The organism is Arcicella sp. GW458-12-2-14-TSB2 (assembly GCF_059423785.1).
Window position 1 is genome coordinate 1 of sequence record NZ_JBWKYN010000313.1, and the last position, 2,768, is coordinate 2,768.

At 34.5% G+C, this 2,768-nt stretch carries 3 protein-coding genes and 1 pseudogene; all 4 read left to right on the top strand.

What is annotated here, in order from left to right; translation table 11 throughout:
• Positions 1-212: 212 nt before the first annotated feature.
• A complete protein-coding gene (locus AC07XN_RS24000) occupies positions 213-1,052 on the top strand; it encodes a MotA/TolQ/ExbB proton channel family protein (RefSeq protein WP_309924511.1) in 840 nt (279 codons plus the stop codon).
• 76 nt (positions 1,053-1,128) lie between these two features.
• Complete coding sequence (locus AC07XN_RS24005) at positions 1,129-1,734, top strand: ExbD/TolR family protein (RefSeq protein WP_309924509.1); 606 nt, start codon at positions 1,129-1,131, stop codon at positions 1,732-1,734.
• A gap of 115 nt (positions 1,735-1,849) precedes the next feature.
• Positions 1,850-2,365, top strand: coding sequence for an ExbD/TolR family protein (locus tag AC07XN_RS24010; protein WP_309924507.1), 516 nt, complete (start codon positions 1,850-1,852; stop codon positions 2,363-2,365).
• Between the two features lie 141 nt (positions 2,366-2,506).
• Positions 2,507-2,768: pseudogene (locus AC07XN_RS24015) on the top strand (energy transducer TonB); the annotation flags it as partial.

The window sequence follows — 2,768 nt, forward strand, 5'->3', positions numbered from 1 at the left end:
GTTATAGTACAATACATAGGTTTTGTTGAATATTTTTTTAAAAAAACTTCATATACGTGGTATCATAATTAAAAGATTTTTGTGTTAGTTTTGTCATTACCTAAAACAAGTTATTTCAAAAGAATCTTTTGTCTTTAGGTTATTTTCATTATTTTTATTTTAAAATTCACCTAAAACTGTTTTTTAACTTAAACCCAAAAATTACCAAACTAATGAGTACACAAGCAAAAACTCCAGCTGCTAAACCAGCAGCACCAGCTCAAAAAAAATCAGGCGGCATTTCAGCAGGCTTGATTATTTTAATTCTTTTTGTTATTGCCCAATTATTTTTCCGTTTTGTAATGGGAGATGGATCTCGTTTTGAAGGTGGAACGAACGCAGGTCACCCACACCAAGGAGATTACCTTGCTCTTGCATTTAAAGGTGGTGATATTGTACCAATCCTTTTAACTTGTTTCTTGACAGCTTTGACATTCTCTATCGAGCGTCTAATTACAATTAGTAAAGCGAAAGGTAGTGGTGATGTTAATGCATTCGTTCGCAAAATTCAGTCTCTTCTTGACAAAGATGATACTGATGCAGCTTTGAAAGAATGTGACAAACAAAAAGGTTCAGTAGGAAACGTTACTTTAGCTGCTGTTAAAAAATACAAGCAGTTGACAAGTGATGGTTCATTGGACAAAGAACAAAAATTAGCTGCTCTTAGCAAAGAAGTTGAAGAAGCTACTTCATTGGAATTGCCAATGTTAGAGAAAAACTTAACTATCATTGCAACGTTAGCATCAGTTTCTACGCTAATCGGTCTTTTAGGAACAGTAGTTGGTATGATTAAAGCGTTCTCGGCTTTAGGTAACTCAGGAGGATCAACAGATTCAACTGCCTTAGCAAATGGTATCTCTGAAGCCCTTATCAACACGGCATTAGGTATCGGTACTTCAGCAGTTTGTATCATTGCTTATAACTTCTTTACGTCTAAAATTGACGAATTAACTTACAGTGTTGATGAAATTGGTTTGAGCATTAACCAAAACTACGCAACTCACCATAATTAATAGTTATGTGTTAAGCGCTAAGTGTTATAGGTTAATCTTATAACTCATATCAAACAACTTATAACTAAACAAGATTATGCCAAAAGTTAAAGCAAAACGACAAAGTGTTTCTCTAGACATGACAGCGATGTGCGATGTGGCGTTCTTGTTACTTACTTTCTTCATGCTTACTGCGAAGTTTAAACCTGAAGAAGCCGTAACAATCGTTCCTCCGTCATCTATTTCAGAGAAAACAATAACTGGCGAAAAAGGAATCCTTACTATTTCAGTAAGTCCTGAAGGTGGTATTTTTTTAGGAACAGACGACAAAGCTGCTAAGGATTATATGTTGGAAAGAATGGCAAACCGCCTATCTGTTCCAGTATCTGCGGAAATGAAGAAGAACTATGACGCTTCAGAAATCGTAGGTTATCCAGCAGGCGCTATGCGTCAGGTTTTAAGTGTAAAGCCATCAGATGCGAAAGCAAAAGGATATTTGAAAGGTATTCCTTGCGATTCAGCCAATAATGAACTTTTCCTTTGGGTTAGTTATGCTAAAATTTCTAATCCAGGATTAAAAGTAGCTATTAAAGGTGATGCTAACTCAAACTATAAAGTGTTCAACCAAGTAGTTGGTACTTTGCAGGAACAGAATATTAACACATTCCAATTGGTTACATCTCCTGAAGGTAGACCTCAATAGATTTTATTTAGTTGTACTCAGTAGTTTTAACCCTGCCTCTCTTTGAAAGGCAGGGTCTTATAAAGCTAAAACTCTCTGAGTATCATTAACTACCAACAATTAAAACCCCAATACAATGGCAGAAATAAGTCAAGACGGTGGGGGCAAAAAAGGCGGTAAGAAACGCGCGAAGAAAGCGTCAACCAAAATTGACATGACTCCCATGGTAGATTTGGGTTTCTTATTGATTACCTTTTTTATGTTAACCACGACGTTAGCAAAGCCCGTAGTAATGCAGTTGAATATGCCTGATAAAACAGAAAAGGAGGAAAAATCAGAAGTTAAAATGTCTGAAACCTTAACTGTTATGCCGGATGCCGAGAAAGTATATTACTATCAAGGTTTGCCAACAGAGGCAACAACTCAACTTCAGAAAACAAATTATTCTAAAGACGGAATTAGAGCTGTTTTGTTCGACTACAAAAGAAGAATCGGTGATAATTTTACGATTGTTATTAAAGCTACTAAAGGAGCTAAATACAAGAACATGGTAGATTTGCTAGACGAATGTGCTATTACAAGTAACAAGCGTTATGCAATCCTTGAAATAGATCCAGATTCTGAAAAGCTAATCAAAAAGTCTGGTCTTTAAGAAAAAATCACGGTAAAACTAAAAAAATAGTTGACAAAATTTTGAAAACTAAATTAATAGTTTTATCTTAGTTCAATGAAAATTTAATTTGAAGTTTTTGATTCAAATTAAGAAACATTAACAGTATTAACATCAGGAATTATGTCAAACGTAATAAGCCAAAATGCAACGTTGGATGACATTATTTTTAAGAATAAGAACAAAGAATATGGTGCTTATCTCTTAAGAAAATCTTATCCGAAAGTGGTTTCACGTTCTCTGATAATTGGTATAGCTTCGGTTTCATCTCTTTTTGCATTGTCATTTATTTATAATAAAATTAATGAGCAACTAGAAAAAACTAAAACTGAGGTAACAGCTGAAGTAATGAAAATTGATCAGCCACCACCAGAGAATAAAACAC